This window comes from Streptomyces sp. NPDC020597, assembly GCF_044335095.1.
GTDB lineage: Bacteria > Actinomycetota > Actinomycetes > Streptomycetales > Streptomycetaceae > Streptomyces.
The window spans coordinates 341,195-357,754 of the sequence record NZ_JBIRUL010000003.1 but is presented as its reverse complement, the minus strand read 5'-3'; the positions used below and the strand labels follow the sequence as shown (position 1 = coordinate 357,754).

General features: G+C 72.9%; 15 protein-coding genes. 10 read left to right on the top strand and 5 right to left on the bottom strand.

From position 1 onward, the window contains the following. The first annotated feature begins 207 nt into the window (after nucleotides 1-207). From ACH4ZA_RS07735 to mscL, 6 genes are all read left to right on the top strand, one after another. Entirely contained in the window at nucleotides 208-1,707 is a 1,500-nt protein-coding gene (locus ACH4ZA_RS07735) for a potassium/proton antiporter (protein WP_398428569.1), read from the top strand. 266 nt (nucleotides 1,708-1,973) lie between these two features. Further along, entirely contained in the window at nucleotides 1,974-3,266 is a 1,293-nt protein-coding gene (locus tag ACH4ZA_RS07730; RefSeq protein ID WP_398428462.1) for an MFS transporter, read from the top strand. A gap of 67 nt (nucleotides 3,267-3,333) precedes the next feature. Further along, nucleotides 3,334-3,657 carry an FmdB family zinc ribbon protein gene (locus tag ACH4ZA_RS07725; protein ID WP_057578806.1) on the top strand — a complete coding sequence of 108 codons (324 nt, stop codon included), beginning with the start codon at nucleotides 3,334-3,336 and terminating at the stop codon, nucleotides 3,655-3,657. Nucleotides 3,658-3,735: 78 nt separating this feature from the next. After that, nucleotides 3,736-4,578, top strand: coding sequence for an S-methyl-5'-thioadenosine phosphorylase (locus ACH4ZA_RS07720; RefSeq protein ID WP_319276281.1), 843 nt, complete (start codon nucleotides 3,736-3,738; stop codon nucleotides 4,576-4,578). Between the two features lie 495 nt (nucleotides 4,579-5,073). Continuing rightward, nucleotides 5,074-5,613: an RcpC/CpaB family pilus assembly protein gene (locus ACH4ZA_RS07715; protein ID WP_319276280.1), complete on the top strand. Its 540-nt coding sequence runs from the start codon at nucleotides 5,074-5,076 to the stop codon at nucleotides 5,611-5,613. 108 nt (nucleotides 5,614-5,721) lie between these two features. Continuing rightward, nucleotides 5,722-6,186, top strand: a complete 465-nt coding sequence (mscL, locus tag ACH4ZA_RS07710) for a large conductance mechanosensitive channel protein MscL (RefSeq protein WP_319276279.1) — start codon at nucleotides 5,722-5,724, stop codon at nucleotides 6,184-6,186. A 121-nt stretch (nucleotides 6,187-6,307) separates the two neighbouring features. Here the strand turns inward: mscL and ACH4ZA_RS07705 are convergent, their stop codons facing one another. After that, the gene (locus ACH4ZA_RS07705; protein WP_319276278.1) at nucleotides 6,308-6,490 is read right to left on the bottom strand and encodes a hypothetical protein; all 183 of its coding nucleotides are present in this window, start codon (nucleotides 6,488-6,490) and stop codon (nucleotides 6,308-6,310) included. 140 nt (nucleotides 6,491-6,630) lie between these two features. On the opposite strand from ACH4ZA_RS07705, the gene ACH4ZA_RS07700 reads away from it, so the two are divergent. From ACH4ZA_RS07700 to ACH4ZA_RS07685, 4 genes are all read left to right on the top strand, one after another. Beyond that, nucleotides 6,631-8,034 (top strand): low temperature requirement protein A, encoded by a 1,404-nt coding sequence (locus tag ACH4ZA_RS07700; RefSeq protein WP_398428459.1) that lies wholly within the window; start codon nucleotides 6,631-6,633, stop codon nucleotides 8,032-8,034. A 40-nt stretch (nucleotides 8,035-8,074) separates the two neighbouring features. Continuing rightward, nucleotides 8,075-9,103: a P1 family peptidase gene (locus ACH4ZA_RS07695; RefSeq protein WP_319276276.1), complete on the top strand. Its 1,029-nt coding sequence runs from the start codon at nucleotides 8,075-8,077 to the stop codon at nucleotides 9,101-9,103. Nucleotides 9,104-9,310: 207 nt separating this feature from the next. Then, entirely contained in the window at nucleotides 9,311-10,549 is a 1,239-nt protein-coding gene (locus tag ACH4ZA_RS07690) for an Ig-like domain-containing protein (RefSeq protein WP_319276275.1), read from the top strand. A 166-nt stretch (nucleotides 10,550-10,715) separates the two neighbouring features. Next, the gene (locus tag ACH4ZA_RS07685; protein ID WP_319276274.1) at nucleotides 10,716-11,462 is read left to right on the top strand and encodes a DUF6227 family protein; all 747 of its coding nucleotides are present in this window, start codon (nucleotides 10,716-10,718) and stop codon (nucleotides 11,460-11,462) included. 25 nt (nucleotides 11,463-11,487) lie between these two features. Here ACH4ZA_RS07685 and ACH4ZA_RS07680 read toward each other — a convergent pair whose 3' ends face one another. The 4 genes from ACH4ZA_RS07680 to ACH4ZA_RS07665 all read right to left on the bottom strand — a co-directional run bounded on the left by ACH4ZA_RS07680 (nucleotide 11,488) and on the right by ACH4ZA_RS07665 (nucleotide 16,439). Then, nucleotides 11,488-11,772 (bottom strand): hypothetical protein, encoded by a 285-nt coding sequence (locus tag ACH4ZA_RS07680; protein WP_398428457.1) that lies wholly within the window; start codon nucleotides 11,770-11,772, stop codon nucleotides 11,488-11,490. A gap of 413 nt (nucleotides 11,773-12,185) precedes the next feature. Continuing rightward, the gene (locus ACH4ZA_RS07675; RefSeq protein ID WP_398428456.1) at nucleotides 12,186-14,327 is read right to left on the bottom strand and encodes a fructose-specific PTS transporter subunit EIIC; all 2,142 of its coding nucleotides are present in this window, start codon (nucleotides 14,325-14,327) and stop codon (nucleotides 12,186-12,188) included. A gap of 298 nt (nucleotides 14,328-14,625) precedes the next feature. Continuing rightward, nucleotides 14,626-15,573, bottom strand: coding sequence for a 1-phosphofructokinase (pfkB, locus tag ACH4ZA_RS07670; protein WP_398428568.1), 948 nt, complete (start codon nucleotides 15,571-15,573; stop codon nucleotides 14,626-14,628). Nucleotides 15,574-15,677: 104 nt separating this feature from the next. Next, nucleotides 15,678-16,439, bottom strand: a complete 762-nt coding sequence (locus ACH4ZA_RS07665) for a DeoR/GlpR family DNA-binding transcription regulator (RefSeq protein ID WP_398428455.1) — start codon at nucleotides 16,437-16,439, stop codon at nucleotides 15,678-15,680. Between the last annotated feature and the right edge of the window lie 121 nt (nucleotides 16,440-16,560).

The following is a 16,560-nucleotide window of genomic DNA, read 5'->3' as shown; positions in this document are numbered from 1 at the left end:
GGCGCAGGGCTTCGCGCCACTTGACGCGGAGTCGGGTACCGGCGCGGAAGGATGTTCGATCTCACGTCGCGGAGCGTCAAGAAATCGTCAAGAGTTAGGTAAGGTAATGAAGTACTTGGACCCGGGGCGCGCAGCTTCGTGTCCGATGTGACCAGTGCACATGTGCGCCCGTGCCCGAGGCGCGCGCGCCGGTGAAGGGAACCGCCGCTGACCGTCCACCACCTCAACCAGCTCCTGCTCGCCTGCTCCCTCGTCCTGCTCGTCGCCGTCGCAGCGGTCCGGATCTCCTCGCGCAGCGGGCTCCCCAGCCTGCTCGTGTACCTGGGGATCGGCATCGCCATGGGCCAGGACGGCATCGGCGACATCCACTTCGACAGCGCCGAACTGACCCAGGTCATCGGCTACGCCGCCCTGGTCGTGATCCTCGCCGAGGGCGGCCTGGGCACGAAGTGGAAGGAGATCCATCCGGTCCTGCCCTCCGCCACGGTGCTGGCGCTGGCGGGCGTCGCGGTGAGCGTGGGCGTCACGGCCACGGCCGCGCACTTCGTGACGGGGCTGGAATGGCGGCAGGCGCTGATCATCGGCGCGGTGGTGTCCTCGACGGACGCGGCGGCGGTCTTCTCCGTCCTGCGCAAGATCCCCCTGCCCGCGCGCGTGACGGGCACCCTGGAGGCCGAGTCCGGCTTCAACGACGCCCCGGTCGTCATCCTGGTCGTCGCCTTCTCCACGGCCGGTCCCGTCGAGCACTGGTACCTGCTCCTGGCCGAGATACTGCTGGAGCTGGCGATCGGCGCCGCCATCGGTCTCGCGGTCGGCTGGCTGGGCTCCTGGGGCCTGCGGCACGTGGCGCTGCCCGCCTCCGGCCTCTACCCGATCGCCGTCATGGCGATCGCGGTGACCGCGTACGCGGCCGGCTCGCTGGCGCACGGCAGCGGCTTCCTCGGCGTCTACCTCGCGTCGATGGTGATGGGCAACGCCAAGCTGCCCCACTGGCCCGCCACGCGCGGGTTCGCCGACGGCCTCGGCTGGATCGCCCAGATCGGGATGTTCGTGCTCCTCGGCCTGCTGGTCACCCCGCACGAGCTCGGCGACGACGTGCTGCCCGCGCTCGTCATCGGCCTGGTGCTGACCATGATCGCCCGCCCGCTCAGCGTCACGCTGTGCCTGACGCCGTTCCGGGTGCCCTGGCCGGAGCAGACGCTGATGTCCTGGGCGGGGCTGCGCGGCGCCGTGCCCATCATCCTGGCGACGATCCCCATGGTGAACGGCGTCGACGCCAGCCGCCGCATCTTCAACATCGTCTTCGTCCTGGTCGTCGTCTACACCCTGGTCCAGGGGCCGACCCTGCCCTGGCTGGCGCGCAAGCTGCGGCTGGGCGGCGACCCCGAGGCCGCCGACCTCGGCGTCGAGTCGGCGCCCCTGGAGCGGCTGCGCGGGCACCTGCTGTCCGTGGCGATCCCCGAGGGGTCCAAGATGCACGGCGTCGAGGTCGACGAACTGCGGCTGCCGGCCGGGGCCGCCGTCACCCTCGTCGTCCGCGACGGGACGTCGTTCGTGCCGCTGCCGGCGACCGTCCTGCGGCACGGCGACGAACTCCTCGTCGTCGCCACCGACCCGGTGCGGGACGCGGCGGAGAAGCGGTTGCGTGCCGTCGGGCACGGCGGCAAGCTCGCCGGATGGCTGGGCACCGGCGGCGAGACCCGTTAAGTGCGTGTTTCGCACCGTTCACACCCCCTGCATTCCGAGGGCAGCCGACCCGGCGGTGCTCCTTTTCACAGGTGAGGAGCGTCTTGATCCCTGTACGATGAAGGCGCACTTTGATCGAACCAACTCTGCCTGACGCAGAGCTGGCGCGACCGTATGGCGGCCGGAACACCCTTGCAGCGGACCGGCATCTACCGCAGCACGCGCAAGAGGACAGCTCTCGGCGCCCCCGCACGGGCGCGCTACCAGGCGGCAGAAAGGCACGGGCCGTGGCATCCACGGTCACCACCGAGCCGTCGAAGGACTCGTCGGCCTCCGCCCGCCCGGGATACGGGCGACTGCTGCGCACCCGCGGCGCCTGGACGTTCCTGCTGCCCGGCTTCGCCGCCCGTCAGCCGTTCGCGATGCTCACGCTCTCCATCGTGCTGCTGGTGCAGCACACCACCGGCTCGTACGGCGCGGCCGGCGCCGCGGCCGCCGTCACCGGTGTCTCCATGGCGCTGTTCGCCCCCTGGAGCGGCCGTCTCGCCGACCGTTACGGGCAGCGCGCCGTGCTGGTCCCCGGCGTCCTCGTGCACACCGTGTCCGGCCTCGCGCTCACCGCCCTCGCCCTCGCCCACGCGCCGCTGTGGGCGGTGTTCGCCGCGGCCGTGCCCACCGGCGCCTCGGTGCCGCAGATCGGCCCCATGGTGCGGGCCCGCTGGGGCGTGCGGCTGAAGGGCTCGCCCCTGCTGACCACCGCGGCGGCCTTCGAGTCCGTCACCGACGAGCTCACCTTCGTCTTCGGCCCACTGCTGGCGACCGCCCTGTGCACCGCCGTGCACCCGGCCGCCGGTCTGCTCACCGAGGCCTCGCTGACCCTGCTCGGCGGGCTGCTGTTCGCCGCGCAGCGCAGCACGCAGCCGGGGGTCGCCGCCACCGGGCACGCGCGCGTGGAGCACTCCTCGGCGCTGCGCGCCCCCGGGGTGCGCGTGCTGATCGCGACCTTCCTCGGCATCGGCTCGGTCTTCGGCGGCATGCAGGTCTCGCTGGCCGCGTTCACCGAGTCGATCGGCGAGCCCGGCCTGAACGGCGTCCTGTACGGCACCTTCGCCGCGGGCAACATGCTCTCCGGCCTGGTGTGCGGCGCCGTCGCCTGGAAGGCCGCGCCGCAGCGGCGCCTGGTCGTCGCCTATGCCGCGCTGGCGCTCGTCGCCTCCGGGCTGTGGGCGGCGCACTCGGTGCTCGTGCTGGCGGGTCTCGGGCTGCTGGTCGGCATGTGCATCGCGCCCGCGCTGATCACCGGCTACACCCTGGTGGAGGGACTGGTCCCGGCCGGCGCCCGCACCGAGGCGTTCACCTGGCTGACCGGCGCGGTGGCGCTCGGCCAGGCGGCCGCCGTCACGATCGCCGGGCAGCTCGAGGACCGCCTGTGGGGCGGCTCCGGCTTCCTGGTGCCGATGGGCGGCACGGTGCTGGCCCTGATCACCCTGCTGGCCCTGCGCTCGCGGCTCGCGACGCGCCCCCGCGAACGCACCGTCGCACGTGGCGTCGGTCACCGCGTGCCGGTGACAGTGGACTGATCCCGGGGAATGCGTCAAGATAGACCGTCGTTAGCACTCACTGAGTGAGAGTGCCAGGAGGAAGACAGTGCCGACCTACCAGTACCAGTGCACCGAGTGCGGCGAGGGCCTCGAGGCGGTGCAGAAGTTCACCGACGACGCCCTGACCGAGTGCCCCAACTGCGGTGGCCGCCTCAAGAAGGTGTTCTCCGCCGTCGGCATCGTCTTCAAGGGCTCCGGTTTCTACCGCAACGACAGCCGCGGCTCCTCGTCGAGCAGCTCGCCGTCGTCGTCCTCGAAGCCGTCGACGTCCGGTTCCGACACGAAGTCGTCGAGCACGAGCTCCTCGTCCTCCTCGGACTCCAAGTCGTCGAGCAGCGGCACCTCCGCCGGCAGCAGCTCGGCCGCGTAGGACGCCTTTCTTACAGGACCCTGTCGTCGTCCGACGGCGGGGTCTTCGGCGTTCCCCCGTGCGGTTAGGGTGCCGTGCATGGCGAACAAGGCGAACGCAGAGATCGGCGTGATCGGCGGCTCCGGTCTCTACTCGTTCCTGGACGACGTGACCGAGCTCCAGGTCGACACCCCCTACGGGCCCCCCAGCGACTCCCTCTTCCTCGGCGAGGTGGCCGGCCGGCGGGTCGCCTTCCTGCCCCGGCACGGGCGCGGCCACCATCTGCCGCCCCACCGCATCAACTACCGGGCCAACCTGTGGGCGCTGCGCTCGGTCGGTGTGCGTCAGGTCCTCGGCCCGTGCGCGGTGGGCGGCCTGCGCCCCGAGTACGGGCCCGGCACGCTCCTCGTGCCCGACCAGCTGGTCGACCGCACCAAGTCGCGGACCGGGACCTACTTCGACGGACTGCCGCTGCCCGACGGCACGGTGCCCCAGGTGGTGCACGTGTCGCTGGCCGACCCGTACTGCCCAGCCGGACGGGCGGCGGCGCTCAAGGCTGCGCGCGGCCGCGAGTGGGAACCGGTGGACGCGGGAACCCTCGTCGTCATCGAGGGGCCGAGGTTCTCCACCCGTGCCGAATCGTTGTGGCACCAGGCGCAGGGCTGGTCGGTGGTGGGCATGACGGGCCACCCGGAAGCCGCGCTGGCCCGTGAACTCGAGCTCTGCTACACCACGTTGACCCTGGTCACCGATCTGGACGCGGGCGCCGAAAGCGGCGAGGGCGTCTCCCACGAGGAGGTGCTGCGCGTGTTCGCGGCGAACGTGGACCGGCTGCGGGGCGTGCTGTTCGACGCGGTGGCGGCGCTGCCGTCGACACAGGACCGCGACTGCGCGTGCGGGAACGCACTGGGCGGAATGAACCCGGGGTTCGAGCTGCCGTAGGCGGGCCGGAGGGCTGGAGGCGGGGGGAAGGCTGGGGGCTGGGGAAGGCTGGGGGCGCGGGGGCTGGGGGCGCGGGGGGGGCTGGGGGCGCGGGGGCTGGGGGCGCGGGGGCGGAACTCCTCGTTCGGGTGAGGGGGTTGTCCACAACCCGTGGATCGTCCACCGGCTCCGGCGGGGGGCGGCGCGAAGGGCCATCGTGGCTGTGCAAGCCCGTCCTTCGTCGCAAGTCCGTCCCTCGTCGCAGGTGGTGACCCCGTCATGTCCCTTACGCCTCCCTCCGCTCCCGTGTCCTCCGTACCCGTGTCCTCCGCACCGTTTCCCGGCGGGCGGGCCCGTCCCACGGCTTCCCCCTCGTATCCGTCGCCCGCCCGCCCCTTCTTCCCCTCGGCTCCCTTCCCTGCGTCCTCCCCGGCCCGCTCCGCGGGGCCGTCCCCGTCCCCGTCCCCGTCCTCCTCCACGCGACCGCCGGGTGCGGAGGCGCCGGCCAACCGGGAGGTGCCGCCCTTTCCTCCGGTCCGCGTCCGCGGCGGGCGATACCGGCTGAGCCCGGTGAGCCGACTGGGCCCAGGTCGCAGGCGGGCCCTGGCCGTCGGTCTCGCCGTCACCGCCGTCGCGCTGGTGGCGGTCGGGCCTCGGCTCGGCGATCCCGTGCGCGGGCATCCGTCGGAGCAAGGCGGCGCCCACCCGCCGGACCGCGCGCAGTCGGCAGCGCGCGCCCCCTCCGTCGGCCCGCGCGCCGTCCGAAAGGTGTCGGCCCCGGTGCGGATCGCCGACGCCGCAGTCGTCCGGCTGCTGCGCCCAGGTGACCGGGTGGACGTCATCGCCGCCGAACAGACGGTCCGGGGCACCACGGCCCGGGTGGTGGCCCGCGGAGCGTTCGTGACCAAGGTGCCCGAGCCGCTGGACGCCCTGGCCGGGGACCCTGGGGCGGGCGGTGACGCGGGTGCGCTGGTCGTGCTGTCGGTGCCCAGGTCCACCGCGGCGCGCCTGGCCGGCGCGAGCGCCGCCGCGCGGCTGTCGGTGACCGTGGGATGACGTCAAGTCCCCCCTTCGAGGGACCTCGTTGGACACGCCCGCCGAGCGTTGACGTAGGTTGCGGAGCTGTTTGTTCCACAACCTGTACATGCGAGGAGTGTCCCCGAGGTGAGCGAAAAGAAGGCAAGCGTCCTGCAGGGTTTCAAGGCCTTCCTGATGCGAGGCAATGTCGTCGATCTGGCCGTAGCCGTGGTGATCGGCGCGGCTTTCTCGAACATCGTCAACTCGATCGTGAAGGGCATCATCAACCCGGTCGTCGGAGCCGTCGGCACCAAGAACCTCGACACCTACAGCTCCTGCATCAAGGGCAGCTGCACCGGGACGGGAGACAGTGCGACCGGTGTCTCGATCCTGTGGGGGTCCGTGCTCGGTGCGACCCTCACGTTCGTGATCACCGCGGCGGTCGTCTACTTCCTGATGGTCCTGCCCATGGCGAAGTACCTGGCGAGGGTCGAGGCCCGCAGGAAGGCCAAGGAGGGCACGCGGGAGATCATCGAGGTGACCGAGCTGGAGGTGCTCAAGGAGATCCGCGACGCCCTGGTCGCTCAGCGGGGCACCGGCCACAAGGAGTAGCAGCAGCGGCGGCTACGGCGCTGCCGGGGGCCGTGCGAGAGGGTGTCCGGCAGGCTCGGCGGCCAACGGTGCGGACGGTGCCGCCGGTGCGACCGGCACCAGCGGTGCGACCGGTGCGGCCTCAGATGTGGTGGGGCGGCTTCTCGTCGAGGAAACGCCTGAGATCGGCGGCGCTGTCGCCGTCGGCGGAGGGGCGCTCGCCCCACCCCCGGTCGGTGTCGTCGGAGGACTGCCGGTCCAGCGGGTCGTCGAAGTTCAGCGCGGTCTTCGGGTCGCGCGGCTCGGGGGCGGAGGGGGTGCTCATGCGTCCAGGGTACGGCCCCGGCAGCGGGCCGCTCCGGGGCCGGGCCGTCCCACGCGGACTCCGCCGCGCGGTCGTCGAGGACCGGCTGCGGGGGGCTCGCGCAGAGGATTTTCCCGCCGTCATCTGCTGTGCTGGGGACCATGACGTCCCGTACGACTCCGCCGGCCTCCCCCTCCGGCGCCCCCGCCCCCACCCCCGCCGGCAGGAGGCCTGTGCGCAGGCTCACCTCGCGTGGGAGGGCCGAGGCGCATCGAGTGGCTTCGCCGCTCGAGCTCTTCTTCGATCTCTGCTTCGTCGTCGCCATCGCCCAGGCGGGCGTCCAACTGGTGCACTCCCTGGCAGAGTCGCACGTGGGCGAGGGACTCCTCAGCTACGCCATGGTCTTCTTTGCCATCTGGTGGGCGTGGATGAACTTCACCTGGTTCGCCTCGGCGTACGACAACGACGACGTCCTCTACCGGATCGTCACGTTGGTTCAGGTCGCCGGGGTGCTGGTGCTCGCCGCGGGGGTGTCCCGGGCGTTCCAGGAGCACGAGTTCCTGGCCGTCTGGCTGGGCTACGCCATCATGCGTGTGGCCATGTCCTCCCAGTGGCTGCGCGTGGCGCTGTCGACGGAGGGCGCGGAGCGGACGGCCGCGCTGCGGTACGCGGTCGGCGTGCTGGTCTGCCAGGTCGGCTGGGTGGGGCTGCTGATCCTGCCCGAGGGCGGCAGGATCGGGCTGTTCCTGGCGATGGCGGTGGTGGAGATGTGCGTGCCGCTCTACGCCGAGAAGGACCGGGCGACATCCTGGCATCCGCATCACATCGCGGAGCGGTACGGGCTGTTCACGATCATCGTGCTGGGCGAGACGATCGCGGCGGCGACGGTCGCGGTGAAGTCCGGCATCGACGAGAACGACGCGCTGGGCGAGCTGCTGCCGATCGCGGTGGGCGGACTGCTGATCGTCTTCGCCGCCTGGTGGATCTACTTCGTGGTGCCGATCCACGGCCATCTGCGCACCAGCGGGCAGGCGTTCCTGTGGGGGTACGGACACTATTTCGTCTTCGCCTCCGCCGCCGCGATCGGCGCGGGTCTGGAGGTCGCCGTGGAGCAGGCGACCGGCGAGGCCCACCTCTCGACGACGGCCGCGTCGTCCGCCGTGACCCTGCCGACGGCACTGTTCCTGTCGACGGTCTGGGTCCTGCACGCACGGCACTTCAAGGTGGGCCTCGCCCAGCAGTCGGTGCTGCCCGTCACCGCGTTGCTGGTGATCTGCTGCACCTTCCTCGGCGAGTGGGCGGTCCTGGCGGCCGGCCTGGTGGCGGCGCTGGCCGTCGCGACCGGGACGACGCTGACGGCCCGCACGCCGGCACGGGAGCCTCGGAAAGCGGGGCAGAGCGAGGCGTCCCGGGAGGGCGTGGAGGCGCAGGAGAGCCGGGAGGCGACGGACGGCCGGGGAGCGCCCGGCGGCGCGGCGCCGGAGGACCAGGAGGCGCCCGACGGGGAGGCGCCGGAAGACCGGGAGGCGCCGGACGGGGAGGCGTCGGGCAGGCGGGGGAGCTGAGTGCGGTCGGGAGAGCGGCGTGCTGGGCGAGACTGCCCTCATGACAGTTGACGCTCTGACGGACGTCGCCGGGTTGCGGGTGGGGCACGCCACGCGGACGGGCGACGGTTGGCTCACCGGCGCCACGGTCGTCCTCGCGCCGGAGGGCGGCGCCGTGGCCGCCGTCGACGTGCGCGGCGGCGGACCCGGCACCAAGGAGACCGACGCCCTCGATCCGCGCAACCTGGTCCAGCGGGTCGAGGCGATCGTGCTGACCGGCGGCAGCGCCTACGGGCTGGACGCGGCGTCCGGGGTGATGGCCTGGCTGGAGGAGCAGGGCCGTGGCATCCCGGTCGGCCCGGACCCGCGGCACGTCGTGCCGGTGGTGCCGGCCGCCTGCGTGTTCGACCTCGGGCGCGGCGGCGACTTCCGGGCCCGCCCGGACGCGGCCACCGGCCGGGCGGCGGTGGAGGCGGCCGCGGCGTGCGAGCCCGGAGCGCCGGTGCCGCAGGGCTGCGTCGGCGCGGGCACGGGCGCGGCCGTCGGGGCGATGAAGGGCGGGGTGGGCACCGCCGCCGTCGTCCTCGCGTCGGGGATCACGGTGGGGGCGCTGGTGGTGGCCAACGCGGTGGGGTCGGTACTGGATCCGGAGACGGGGGTGCTCTACGGGGAGTTGTTCCAGGGACGCGTGACGTACCCGACTGCGCGGATGCACGAGACCGCGCGCCGCCGGCTGGCCGAGAGCGCGGCGAGGAACGCCCCCGCGCCGCTCAACACGACGCTCGCGGTGGTGGGCACCGACGCGGACCTGTCGAAGGCGCAGGCGCAGAAGCTGGCGGGGACGGCGCACGACGGCATCGCGCGCGCAGTGCGGCCGGTGCACCTGCTGCACGACGGCGACACGGTCTTCACGCTGGCGACGGGCACGCGTCCGCTCGCCCCCGGCAATCCGCTCGCTTTGAACGAGGTGCTCGCGGCGGGCGCGGACGTGGTGACGCGGGCGATCGTGCGGGCCGTGCGCGCCGCCGAGTCGGTGGACGTGCCGGGTGGGACCTGGCCGTCCTACGGGGAGTTGTACGGCGACGCCTGAGCGCGTCGGCCCGGGGCGCCTCGGCCTGCGGACCCGTCGGCCGAGCGGCACGGGCGGGTTCCGGCCGGCAGATTGTCCGGGTTCTGTCACGCGACGGCGTCAACCGTGACCGGGGGGAACCCCGTCGGGCGCCGGGTCCCTCCTTGTCCACGTACCGGCGCGGATACCGGATCGGATCACTCACCCCAGACGAAGTTGGAGCAGCCCGTGACAACGGCGGACAAAGCAGCGCGGCGCGCAGTGGGAGCCTGTGCGGCCCTGATCGTCGGCGCCCTGACCCTGACCGCCTGCGGGGACAGCGCCAGCGCCGAGGACGAGAACGCCAAGGGCGGCAAGAACGGCACGAGCGGCACGAGCGCCGTCCGGACGTCCACCGCGAAGATCGTCATCTCGGCGAAGGACGGCTCGACGGGCGCGTCCATCAACACGACCGGGGTGAAGGTCGGCGACGGCCGGCTCACCGAGGTGCGGATGACGGTGGCGGGGTCGGGACAGGCCGTCGAGGGCGTCCTGTCGACGGACGGCGCCGACTGGAAGCCGAAGGAGCAGCTGGAGCGCGGGACGAAGTATCAGATATCGGCGACCGCGAAGGACGCGGACGGCAGGACGGCCGCCGCCAACTCCATCTTCACCACGGTCTCCTCGGCCGACAGCTTCATCGGCACGTACACGCCGGACGACGGCACGACGGTGGGCGTGGGGATGCCGGTGTCGTTCACCTTCGACAAGGCCATCGGCGACAGGAAGGCCGTGCAGTCGCACATCACGGTCACCTCCAGCAGCGGACAGCAGGTGGTGGGGCACTGGTTCGGCGCGCAGCGGCTGGACTTCCGGCCCGAGGAGTACTGGAAGGCCGGCTCCAAGGTCACGATGAAGATCGACCTGGACGGGGTGGAGGGCGCGAACGGTCTGCACGGTGTGCAGAAGAAGACGGTCACGTTCACGGTCGGGCGTTCGCAGGTCTCCACGGTCGACGTGAACACGCAGACCATGACGGTGGTGCGGGACGGCCGGACGCTGAAGACGATCCCGATCTCGTCGGGCGACGCCGAGCACACCACGTACAACGGCCGGATGGTGATCTCCGAGAAGTTCACGCAGACGCGCATGAACAGCCGGACGGTCGATCTGGGCTCCGAGTACGACATCCCGGATGTTCCGCACGCGATGCGGCTGACCGCGTCCGGCACCTTCCTCCACGGCAACTACTGGTACAGGAAAGGGAATCCGCCCTTCGGACGCACGGGCACCAGCCACGGCTGCGTGGGGCTCGCCGATGTGCAGGGCGCGCGGGGCGACACGCCCGCCAAGTGGTTCTACGACCAGTCGCTGGTCGGCGACGTGGTGGTCGTCGAGCACTCCCCCGACAAGACGGTGGCCCCGGACAACGGGCTCAACGGATGGAACATGTCGTGGGCCGAGTGGACGGCCGGAAGTGCGGTCTGACCGTATGACCGGCGGTTTTTGAGGGTACGTCGGGCCGAGCGGGAACCGATCGCGCGGCCCGAGCGTTTTCCCCGACGTACGTTTTCTCGGTTCCCGGACATGATGTCCGACCGAGGGGCTACGGTATGCACCCACAAGGTGACATGCAGCAACGCCGGGAGAAACCTTGAGCGTTCCGTACGAGACCACAGCGTACGAACCAGCCGAGTCGCCCGAGTCTCCGGAGGAGCACCTCGCGCGACTGCTGGGTCGCGCCCTGAACTCCTTCGAACTGCCCGACGAGGCCCTGCGCCGGCTCGACTGCGCGCTGGCCCACGACAGTTCCCTGCACTCGGCGCACCACAGTGCGGGCCTGCACCGGGAGACCTACCGGCACACCTGGCTGCTGGCCGACGGCTGCGCGCTCACGCTGTGGGAGCTGGTGCACAACACGGCGCCGGGCAGCGAGCCGCAGCACGAGGTGTACGTCGACGAGGAGGAGCTGCGCGCCGCCACGGCCCGGCTGCCGCTGCCGTCGGACACCCCGGACTTCGAACTGCCGGTGCTGGTACAGCTGTCTCCGGTGCCCGCGCCCCGGCACATGTACGTGCCGGACGACTCGGCGGACCACGCGCGCAGACTGCTGCGCCGCGCGGAGAACCCCGATCAGCCCGGCGCGGACACGACCGCCCTGCTGAAGTCGGCGTTCGCGCACCAGATCACCCAGGCGTTCGGGCGTCCCTGCCGTGCGGGCCGGATCGGCCTCGGCTACTCGCTCTACGAGCACGCCTTCCTGCTGCGCGACGGCCGGGAGATCTCCCTGTGGGAGGTCGAGCACACGGCCACGCCCGACGGTCGTCACATGTGCGAGGTCTACGCGTCGGAGGACGCGGCACGCGACGCGATGGAGCGCCGGGCGGCCCAGTTCTCCTGAGGAGCGGGGGGCCTCCGGCCGGGGATCACCGTCCGTCGCCGAGCCGGCGCACGAGGCCCGCGAACGCGTCCTCCTCCGCCACGGTCAGTTCGACGTTCTCCCGGTGGGGGCCGGTCCGCTCCCGGTTCCGGGGGACGGGAAGGGCGGCGGGGCGGACAGGGAGGACGGGAACGGCGTACAGCGCCGCGTGAGCCGCGGCGCGTGCCCGCATACGGCGCAGGATCCGGGTCAGGACGAGCAGCCAGACGACGGACGCCACGGCGAGCACGGTCAGGGCCGTCAACTGTGCGGGCGTGAGATGCACGGGCATACCGCCAGTACACACCACGGTCCGGGACTTCGGCCCCGGACCGTGACGTATCTCGCAGGTCACGCACATCGGTGGATATGCACGGGCGAACCGCAGACAGGCCGTGAAGCTCACGCCGCCCCGGTCCACCACCGCAGGCCACCGGGCGCGTAGCCCAGGACCCGAGGGCGTGGGGGCCAGCCCGGGGGCGGGCCACCGGCGGCCGGGCCGCTCCTGAGGGGACGGTACCGGCGGCCGGGGGCGAGGGCTTCGGGGGCCGGAGGCCGGGGGCGAGGGCTTCGGGGGCCGGAGGCCGGGGCAGGGGGCCGGCGCCTCCCGCCCGAGGCCGCAAGCCGCCGGGCTCTGCCACGGAGCACAGGCCGGCGGCCGGGCCGGGACGAGGGCCCCGGGGGGCAGGGGCCCTGGGCCGGGGGTTATGCGGCTACCGGTTGCTTCGGCTCGGTTTCCGTTGCGGCTGCGGCCGGCGTCCCGGGTTCAGCCGTTCCCGCGTCGGAGAGCGGCTTGCGCAGTCCCTTGAGGACGACGACCACGGCCGTCGTCACGCACACGCCCGCCGCGACGGCGAACAGGTACAGGAACGGACTGCCGATCAGCGGCACGACGAAGATGCCGCCGTGCGGGGCGCGCAGGGTGGCGCCGAAGGCCATCGACAGAGCGCCGGTGACCGCGCCGCCCGCCATCGAGGCGGGGATGACGCGCAGCGGGTCGGCGGCCGCGAACGGGATCGCGCCCTCGGAGATGAAGGACGCGCCCAGGACCCAGGCGGCCTTGCCGTTCTCACGTTCGGTCGGCGTGAAGAGCTTCTTGCGGACGACGGTCGCCAGCGCCATGCCCAGCGGCGGGACCATGCCCGCCGCCATCACGGCCGCCATGACCTTCATCGCGGAGTCGCTGGGGTCCTGGACGGCGATGCCGGCCGTGGCGAACGCGTACGCGACCTTGTTGACGGGGCCGCCGAGGTCGAAGCACATCATCAGGCCGAGCAGGACGCCCAGCAGGACGGCGTTGGCGCCGGAGAGCCCGGCCAGCCAGTCCGTCATGCCCTTCTGGGCCTCGGCGATGGGCTTGCCGACCACCACGAACATCAGGAAGCCGACGACCAGCGACGAGATCAGCGGGATCACCACCACCGGCATGATGCCGCGCAGCACCGGCGGGATCCTGACGCGCTGGATCGTGAGGACGACGCCGCCCGCCAGCAGACCGGCGACCAGGCCGCCGAGGAAGCCGGCCGCGATGTTGGAGGCGATCATTCCGCCGACGAAGCCGGGGACGAGTCCGGGGCGGTCGGCCATGCCGTAGGCGATGTAGCCGGCGAGGACCGGGATGAGGAAGCCGAAGGCGACCCCGCCGATCTGGAACAGCAGGGCGCCCCAGCTGTCGACCTGGGTCCAGCTGAAGTGCTCCATGACGGACGGCGCCTTGTTGATCTCCCAGCCGCCGACGGCGAAGCCCAGAGCGATCAGCAGGCCGCCCGCGGCGACGAACGGGACCATGTAACTGACGCCGGTCATCAGCCACTTGCGCAGCTTGGTGCCGTAGCCGTCGCCGGACTCGCCGGCCCGCTCGACGGGCGTTCCGCCCTTGGCGCTCCCGGTGACCTCGCCGCGCTCGGCCTTGCCGCGCACGTCGGCGATCAGCTGGGCGGGCTTGTTGATGCCGGCCTTCACACCGACGTCGACGGTCGGCTTGCCGGCGAACCGTTCCTTCTCCCGTACGGGCACGTCGTGGGCGAAGATCACGCCGTCCGCGTCGGCGATGACCGAGGGGTCGAGCCGGGTGAACCCGGCGGAGCCCTGCGTCTCGACGACGAGTTCGACACCCGCCTCACGGCCCGCGTTCTCCAGGGACTCCGCCGCCATGTAGGTGTGGGCGATGCCGGTGGGGCAGGAGGTGACGGCGACGATCCGGAAGGGGCGGGCGCTCCCCGGAGCGGGGGCGATCTGGTCGGCGTCGGGGGCCGTGCCGGCGTCGGCGGAGGCCGCCGCCGACGCCGGCACGGAGTCTGCGGAGGCGTCCGCGGCCTCAGTCGCGGGGCCCCCGGGCGGGGTCGCAGAGGTTCCGGATTCCTCGGAGGTGGGGCCGGCTGCCTCGGACGGCGTGGACGCCGGGGCCTCGTCACCGCGGATCAGCGCCGCCGCGGCCGCCGGGTCTCCCGCCGCGCGCAACGCGTCGGTGAACTCCGCGTTCATCAGCTGACGGGCGAGGGACGACAGGATCGTCAGATGGGCGTCGTCGGCGCCGGCCGGGGCGGCGATGAGGAAGATCAGGTCGGCGGGGCCGTCAGCGGCGCCGAAGTCGACGCCCGCCGGGCTGCGGCCGAAGGCGAGGGTGGGCTCGGTGACGTGGGCGCTGCGGCAGTGCGGGATGCCGATGCCGCCGTCGAGGCCGGTCGGCATCTGCGCCTCGCGGGCGGCCACGTCGGCGAGGAAGCCCTCGAGGTCGGTCACCCGGCCCTGGGCCACCATGCGCTCGGCGAGGGACCGCGCCGCCGCTTCCTTCGTTTCGGCGGACAGGTCGAGATCGACCAGGTCCGCGGTGATCATGTCGCTCATCGCGGGCTCCTTCGCACGCGTATCGCCCGGGGAGTGGTGCGGTGGGCGGGAGGGGGGACGGGGAGGCGGGTGGGGGCAGGGGTTCGGTGCGCTGCGTCGGGCAGCTCGGGGAGGCCGGAGGCGGGGCCGGGGAAACCCCGCCTCCGGGGGGTCGCAGGAGGGCTGAGGTCCTGCTTCCCCCGGTGGTCGGCAGGGCGGCTCGGGATGCCCTGCCGGCCGTGGGAGGCGGCGAGGGAGGGGACGCCTCGCCGTTCACGCGCCGGTCCGCCGCGCGGCGCGGGGCGCGCGTGAGTCGTCGTCATGACACCGGCTCCTCGAGTCGGCGGTCCACCGGCACTTCCGCCGAGACCGTCACCGCCGCCGGGTCCAGGTCGGACGGGGTCGGCATCACGCTGCCGGGCAGCTGGACGGCGGCCGCGCCGTGCGCGACGGCGGAGGCGAGCGCCGCCGGGCCCCTGCCGCCGGCGACGAGGAAGCCGGCAAGGGAGGAGTCGCCGGCTCCGACGTTGCTGCGCACGACGTCCACGCGGGCGCTCGCGAACCAGGTGCCCGTGTCCTCCACGAGCAACTGCCCGTCGGCGCCCAGGCTGGCGAGCACGGCGCGGGCGCCCATCGCGCGCAGTTCCTCCGCCGCCTTCACCGCGTCGCCGACGGTCGCCAGGGGACGTCCGACGGCTTCCGCGAGCTCCTCGGCGTTCGGCTTCACCACGTCGGGCCGCTCGCGCAGCGCCTCGAGCAGGGCACGTCCCGAGGTGTCCAGCGCGATGCGCGTGCCTGCGGCGTGCGCCCGTGCGACCACCTCGGCGTACCAGGACGGCGTGAGCCCGCGGGGCAGGCTTCCGCAGCAGGCGATCCAGTCCGCGCCGCGCGACTGCCGGCGCACGGTCTCCAGCAGCCGTTCCTGTTCCTCTGCGGACAGCTCGGGGCCGGGCGCGTTGATCTTCGTCAGGACGCCGTCCGACTCGGCGAGGGCGATGTTGGAGCGGGTGGCTCCGGCGACCGGGACCGGCGCGACCTCGATGCCCTGCGTGGCGAGCAGCTCGGCGACGAGCGCGCCGGGCGCGCCGCCCAGGGGCAGCACGGCGACCGTGCGCCGCCCGGTGGCCGCGACCGCGCGCGACACGTTCACGCCCTTGCCGCCGGGGTCCATCCGCTCCCCGGTGGCGCGGATGACCTCGCCGCGGTCGAGGGCCGGAACCTCGTAGGTACGGTCGAGGGAGGGGTTGGGGGTGACGGTGAGGATCACGCCCGCACCGGCGTCGGCGCGGCGAGGGCCGGCGCTGCCGTCGGTCCCACGGGGGCCCGCGCTGCCGACGTTGCCGCTGGTGCCGCTGGTGCCGCTGGTGCCGCTCATGCTCGTATCACTTCCGTGCCGCCGCGCTCGAGGGCGGCCGTGTCGTCGTCGCTGAGCCCGCCGTCGGTGATCAGCAGGTCCACGTCGCCCAGGTCGCCGAAGCGGGCGAAATGCTCCTGGCCGTGCTTGGCGGAGTCGGCGAGCAGCACCACGCGGCGTGCCGCGGCGACGGCCGCCCGCTTCACCGCGGCCTCGGCGAGGTCGGGCGTGGTCAGCCCGTGCTCGGCGGAGAAGCCGTTGGCGGCGAGGAACAGGACGTCGGCGCGGATCTCCCCGTACGCACGCAGCGCCCAGGCGTCCACGGCGGCGCGCGTCCGGTGCCGTACGCGCCCCCCGATGAGGTGGAGCTGCATCCCGGGGTGGTCCGCGAGACGGGCCGCGATGGGCAGGCTGTGCGTGACGACGGTGAGCTCGGCCTCCAGCGGCAGGGCCGCGGCCAGCCGGGCCACCGTGGTGCCGGCGTCGAGGATCATCGTGCCCTCGGCCGGCAGTTCGGCGAGGGCCGCCTTGGCGATACGGTCCTTCTCGTCGATGGAGGTGCCCTCGCGTTCGGCGAGGTCCGGCTCGAAGTCGAGGCGTCCGACCGGTATGGCGCCGCCGTGGACGCGGCGCACCAGGCCGGCACGGTCGAGGGCCTTCAGGTCGCGGCGGACAGTCTCCGCGGTGACCTGGAACTCCTCGGCCAGTGACAGGACGTCCACCCGGCCGGCGTCGCGGGCGAGCCGCAGGATCTCCTGCTGCCGCTCCGGTGCGTACATGTCCGTTCTCCTCCGACCGCTACCACGTTTATGCCCGAACTTGTGGTTTCGTCACGGAGACTACGCCCGGATTTCCGAGAAGTAAACAAGTTCGGGCGCGATTCGGGCATGAACGGGCAGG